Genomic DNA, 6019 nt, shown 5'->3' on the forward strand with positions numbered 1-6019 from the left:
GTTGATGGTGATGCCGCGCGGTCCCAGGTCGCGCGACAGGCCTTGCGTCAGGCCGATCAGCGCCGATTTGCTCATGGCGTAGGCGGCCGCGCCGCCGAACGGCATGCGGTGCGCATTCGTGCTGCCGATATTGATGATGCGCCCGCCCGTCCGCATGTGCGCCACGGCCGCCTTGATGGCGACGAACACGGCGCGCACGTTGACGGCAATCGTCTTGTCGAAGTCTGCCAGTGAAAAATCGTCGATGGCACCGGGCAGGAACACGCCCGCATTGTTGACGAGGATGTCGATGCGGCCAAACTGCGCCGCCACCTTGTCGATCGCCGCCGTCAGGGCGCTGGCGTCGGCCGCATCGGCCTGCACGCCCAGCGCCTTGCCGCCGGCCGTCTCCACCTTGGCCGCCAGCGCCTGCGCTTCGGCGGCCGAGCTTTGATAGGTGAAAACGACGGTGGCGCCCTGGCTGGCCAGGCGGCGGACGATGGCCGCGCCTATGCCGCGCGAGCCGCCCGTCACAAACGCGATCTTGTTCAGCAGTGGCTGGGAGGTGGTGGTGGCTTGGGTTTGCATGATGGGCTTTCTGTGTGGTGGAGAAGATGCAGCCAGTATCAGCCATGTATTGCCAGCGCGCTAGCCATGAATCGCTACAATCACTTTCAACCATAAGTATCGAATGAGCGGGTAGAATAGGCGCATGGACGCCCTTAATCACTTGCAATCGTTTGTGCTGTCTGCCGAACTGGGCAGCTTTTCCGCGGCCGCGCGCCGCCTGGGGCTGACGCCGGCCGCCGTCAGCAAGAACGTGGCGCGCCTGGAAGCGAGCCTGGGATTGCGGCTGTTCCAGCGCAGCACGCGCCGCCTGACCCTGACGGAAGGGGGTGAGCGTTTCCTGCAGCAGATAGGCGGCGCCCTGTCCACCCTGCGCGAGGCCATCGCCGGCGTGGCGGAAGAAGGCGGCCAGCCGGCCGGCATATTAAAGATCAGCATGGCGCCGTCGTTCGGGCGCAGCTACGTGGTGCCGCTGCTGGGCGAGTTTATCGCCCGCTATCCGGGCGTCATCCCCGACTGCCATTTCGACAACCGGCAAGTGGACTTGATCGGCGAGGGGTTTGATGTCGCCATCGGCGGCGGCATCGAGCTGACCCCTGGCGTGGTGGCGCGCGAACTGGGCCACGCCCTCGTCGTCGCCACGGCGTCGCCCGCCTTCATGCAGGGGAAACGCATGCCCGTGCATCCTTCGGACCTGGCGCACTTCGACGGCGTGGCGCGCCGCTCGGCCGGCAGCGGCAGATTGCGCAGCTGGATATTGCGCGACGGATCGGGCGGCGAAGGCGTGGCCGAATGCCGCCCGCGCGCCATCTTCGACGACCCGGATGCGATGGCGCAAGCGGCCGTCATGGGCGTCGGCGTGGCGCTGCTGCCCATGCCGCACGCGCTGGCCCACCTGCGCAGCGGCGCCTTGATTCGCTTGCTGCCCGGCTGGCATGCCGATTCCGGCCCCCTGTCCGTGTACTATGCGAGCAAGAAGCTGCTGCCCGCGAAGACGCGCGTCTTCGTCGATTTTTTGCTGGAGCAGTTCCGCCAGCGCGATTTCGCCGCGCAGATACGGCCCGATTAAGCAATGGAAAATTCCCATGCATAGCAACTACAGCCTGTTTTACACCGTTGACGGCGATCAAGCGGCCCGCTTCCGGGAAGCGCGCGTCTTTGGCCGCACCGTGTGGACGGCCGCCGGCGCGGCCATGACCTGGGGCGAGGAGACGCGCAACGATTACGCCAGCGAAGCCGAAGCGCACGCCGCCTACCTTGCCCATTGCCGCGCCGCCCTGGCCGATGGCCATACCTTGGCGCGCCAGAGCGTCATCGACCCGGCCGTGTTTGATTTCGCGCTGCTGCAAACCCTGGTGGCGCACGCCGCGCGCCTGGCTGTTGACTGCGTGCGCCGTGCGCATCCGGACCAGCATATCGACGCGTTCGCGCTGGTGAGCGATGACAGCGCGATGACCATCGGTTGCATGGCGAATAGCTGCGCAGCGCTGGCCGCTTCGGCATACGGCGAAGAAATGCTGTGGAATCCGGCCGAGTGGGCGTTTGACGAGGGCGGCGCGTATTTCGACAGCGCCTACCGCTTGCTGCTGCAGGCGCACCGCGACTTGCCGTTCGACGTCGATTTCGACACCTTCCGCAGCGGCGTATTCGACGCCTGCATCGCGGCGCTGGCGCAGCTCGACGCCGAAGGCGTGTTCGGGGCGGACGCGCAGCGCGAGGAGTCCGTGCTGCTGTTCGAGGTCAGCGACAGCGAGCCAGTGGAAGGCGCGATGGCGCGCTTGAATCCACCGGCCGTGGTGGCGCGTTTCGCGGCATGGATGGCCAGCTGGGCCGACTAAGGTCTATGCCGCCACCAGCCTTAACCGCGTAATCTCCGCCGGCGCGCCGATGCGTTTCGGCGGACCCCAGTACCCGGTGCCGCGGCTGACGTAAATCCACAGGCGACCGCGCCGGTGCAAGCCCGCCACGTAGGGCTGCTGCAGCGGCACGAACAGATTCCACGGCCAGAACTGGCCGCCGTGCGTGTGGCCCGACAATTGCAGGTCGTAGCCAGCCGCTTCGGCCTCGGGCGCGCTGCGCGGCTGGTGCGCCAGCAGGATGCGGGGGATATCGGCCGGTGCGCCGGCGATGGCCGCTTGCGGGTCGCTTTTCTGCGCCGGATCGAAGGCGGCCGCGTTGAAATCGGTGACGCCGGCCAGCGCCAGGCGCGCGCCGTCGTGTTCAAGGACCGCATGTTCGTTCATCAGCACGCGCAAGCCCAGGCGGCGAAATTCCGCCACCCAGGGCGTCGCGCCCGAATAGTATTCGTGGTTGCCCGTCACAAGGAAGACGCCATGGCGCGCGCGCAGCTCGCCCAGCGGCGCCGTATGGCTGCCCAGTTGCGCCACCGTGCCGTCGACCACGTCGCCCGTGATGGCGATGAGGTCCGCCCGCAAGCCGTTGGCGCGCGCCACGATGGCTTCCACGTAGGCGCGCTTGATGGTGGCGCCCACGTGGATGTCGCTCAGCTGCACGATGCTAAAACCCTGCAGGGCGGCCGGCAGGCCGGTGATCGGTACGTCGACTTCGCGCACGCGCGCCACCCTGCGGGCGTTGATGAAGCCGACGACGGTGGCCAGCAGCGCCAGAACCAGCACGGCCACGGCGGACGCCTGGGCATGCGGGCGGGTGGCGGGAATCAGCAGCAGCAGTTCGCGCAGCATGGTGAGCACGAACAGCGAGGAAAAAAAGCCCATGCACAGCGAGCCGGCCCAGCTCAAACGGTCGGCCAGGCGCGCATCGTTGGTGACGGCGCGGGCAAAGATGGTCATCGGCATGAGCATGGTCGACGCCAGCAAGACCAGGCCGCCCGGCAGCCAGCCGGCCAGGCCGACGGGGAGCGCAGGCAGCAGCAGCCAGCCCAGCAGGGCGTGCAGGGCGCCCAGTATCATGGTGATGCGCAGCAGTGGCGCGCGGGTTGTCATGTCATGGTTCCAGAGGTGAGGCGGCCGCCGATTATAGCCGACGCCTGGTCAACCGGCAGCCGCCACCCCGCTCATCAGCCGATATGCAGACCCAGCATGGCCAGCTTGCCGAAATCGACGGGCTTGGCGAAGTGCTCGTTGAACCCGGCCTGCAGGGCCGCCTGGCGGTCGTGTTCCTGGCCATAGCCGGTCAGCGCGACGAGCAGGAATTGCTGCGGGATCGGTAACTGGCGCAGTTTGACGGCCACCTCGTAGCCGCTTATGTCGGGCAGTCCGATGTCGAGAAAGACAATGTCGGGCTTGAATTCCAGCGTGCGCTCGGTCGCTTGCACGCCCGTGTAGGCCGTGCGCACCGTGTGGCCGTACATTTCCAGCAGTTCGGCCAGGGTGTCGGCCGCGTCGCAGTTGTCGTCGACGACGAGGATGCGCTGGCTGGCGCCGACAGCCGCCTCGGGCGCCAGCGCGGCGGCGGCCACGGGCACGTTGGCGTCGAGCGGCAGGATGACCTCGAAGGTGCTGCCCAGCCCTACGCCGGGGCTGCTCACGCTGACCTGGCCGCCGTGCAAGGTCACCAGGTTGCGCACCAGCGACAGGCCGATACCCAGGCCGTCCTGCACCCGGTCCGGCGAATGGCCGCTTTGCTCGAACAGGCCGAAGATGCTGTCGATGCTGGCGGCGGCGATGCCGATGCCGTTGTCGCAGAGGCGGATGCGTACGTTGTCGCCTTCGCGCGCGGCGCTAATGGCGATGCGCCCGCCCGGCGCCGTGAACTTGGCCGCGTTGAGCAGCAGGTTGGCGACGATCTGCGACAGACGCACGGCGTCGCCGCAGACCCACAATTCTTCCTTGGGCAGATGCACGTCGAGCGCGTGGCCGCGCGCCTCGATGCTGTGCGAGCTCGTTTCCTGCGCGCTGCGGATGACGCTGGCCAGGCTCACGCTTTCCCATTGCAGCGAGATTTTGCCTTGTGAAATGCGCGACACGTCGAGCAGGTCGTCCACCAGGCGCACCAGGTGGTCCGTGTGGCGGGCGATGGTGCGGCGCGCATTGTCCTGCACGGCCGGCACGACGGGGTCGATTTTGCACAGCAGGGCCAGCGCCGTGCGGATGGGACCCAGCGGGTTGCGCAGTTCGTGCGCCAGGGTAGCCAGGAATTCATCCTTGCGGCGGTCCACGTCGCGCAGTGCGCGCTCGACCCGTCCCAGGCGCAGCAGCGCCTTGACGTTGGCGATCAGTTCATCGGCCTCGATCGGTTCGACCAGGTAATTGTCGGCGCCGCCATCGAGGGCGCGGATCTTGTCGGCCGTGCCGATGCACGAGGCCGACGTCTGCAGCACCAGGATGGTGTTCGTTTCGGCGCCGCCCTTCAACTGGCGGCACACTTCCAGGCCGTTGATGTCGGGCAGCTTGACGTCGAGGAGTATCAGATTCGGGCGGTCCTGGCGGGCGCGCAGCAGCGCGTCGCCGCCATTCGACGCTTCGATGACCTTGAAGCCGGCGCGTTGGAGGATGCGCGACTTGGCGTAGCGGGCGCCGTCGCTGTCATCGACGTTGAGGATCAGAGCATCGCTGTTGTTATCCGGTAGCATGCGCATTGTCCCAGGTGGTTGTGCCTTGCGGCGGAACCGGCTCTTGCCGGTGATGTTGGTTGCCGATCAGTGCGCGCAGGGTCGCCAGCAATTGCTGGCGCGACAGCGGCTTGACGTAGTAGGCGTCGGCGCCCAGCGCCAGGCCCTTGCGCACGTCGTCGATCTCGGTGGCGACGATGACGGGCACCTGGCGTCGCAGCGGATCGTTTTTCAGCTCGGCCAGCCAGTGCCAGGCCGTTTCGCCGTGCAGCAGGATGTCGAGGATGACGGCGGCGGGGCGCTGCTGTTCCCAGCGTTCCTGCGCCTCGCGCACGCTGCGCGCGGGAACCACGCGAAATTCGCTGCCGGCCAAAAATTTTTCATACAGCAGGCGGATGGGCGGATTGTCTTCCACCACCAGCACGCCGATGCGCTGGTCCTTGCCATTGTCGTTGGCCGGCGCGCTCGGCGGCAGGCTGCCTTCGGGCGCATGGTAGCTGGCGGGCAGGACGACGGAAAACAGCGACCCCTGGCCCGGCGTGCTTTCCACGGACACGGTGCCATTGAGCAGGGTGGCCAGGTTGCGGCACAGGGGCAGGCCCAGGCCCGTGCCCTTGACCTTGCGCTGCAGGTGGTTTTCCACCTGGCTGAATTCCTCGAAGATCAGCTGCACGTCGTCGGCATCGATGCCCAGGCCCGTGTCGGAGACGGAAAAGCGGATGGCGTCCTGCTCCGGCAAGGGCGTGGCGCTGACGACGATGGCGCCCGTTTCCGTGAACTTGAGCGCGTTGGAAATGAAATTGCGCAGGATTTGCGACAGCTTGCCTTCATCCGTGTGTATCTGCAGCGCCGGATCGGGGGCTATGAAGGTCAAGGTGAGCGACTCGGACACCAGCAGCGGGCGCAGCATGCCGCGCAGGGCGCTGAACAGGTCGGCTACTT

At 67.0% G+C, this 6019-nt stretch carries 6 protein-coding genes; 2 read left to right on the plus strand and 4 right to left on the minus strand.

Features of this window, described 5'->3' with window-relative positions; all coding sequences use genetic code 11:
- Positions 1-567 (minus strand): SDR family NAD(P)-dependent oxidoreductase (locus K0F86_RS09910; RefSeq protein WP_219134241.1); only part of this gene is annotated, 567 nt, incomplete at its 3' end.
- Between the two features lie 124 nt (positions 568-691).
- Here K0F86_RS09910 and K0F86_RS09915 point away from each other — a divergent pair.
- Positions 692-1615: a LysR family transcriptional regulator gene (locus tag K0F86_RS09915; protein ID WP_219134242.1), complete on the plus strand. Its 924-nt coding sequence runs from the start codon at positions 692-694 to the stop codon at positions 1613-1615.
- Positions 1616-1631: 16 nt separating this feature from the next.
- Complete coding sequence (locus K0F86_RS09920) at positions 1632-2384, plus strand: DUF4303 domain-containing protein (protein WP_219134243.1); 753 nt, start codon at positions 1632-1634, stop codon at positions 2382-2384.
- Between the two features lie 3 nt (positions 2385-2387).
- Here K0F86_RS09920 and K0F86_RS09925 read toward each other — a convergent pair whose 3' ends face one another.
- The 3 genes from K0F86_RS09925 to K0F86_RS27440 all read right to left on the minus strand — a co-directional run.
- Entirely contained in the window at positions 2388-3509 is a 1122-nt protein-coding gene (locus K0F86_RS09925; protein ID WP_219134244.1) for a metallophosphoesterase, read from the minus strand.
- A 74-nt stretch (positions 3510-3583) separates the two neighbouring features.
- Entirely contained in the window at positions 3584-5098 is a 1515-nt protein-coding gene (locus K0F86_RS09930) for a response regulator (RefSeq protein ID WP_219134245.1), read from the minus strand.
- Positions 5085-6019, minus strand: a 935-nt coding sequence (locus tag K0F86_RS27440) for an ATP-binding protein (protein WP_257572072.1), incomplete at its 5' end; no start/stop codon positions are given. The genes K0F86_RS27440 and K0F86_RS09930, both read right to left, overlap by 14 nt.

This window comes from Janthinobacterium sp. UMAB-60 (genome assembly GCF_900095235.1).
Lineage (GTDB): Bacteria > Pseudomonadota > Gammaproteobacteria > Burkholderiales > Burkholderiaceae_D > Janthinobacterium.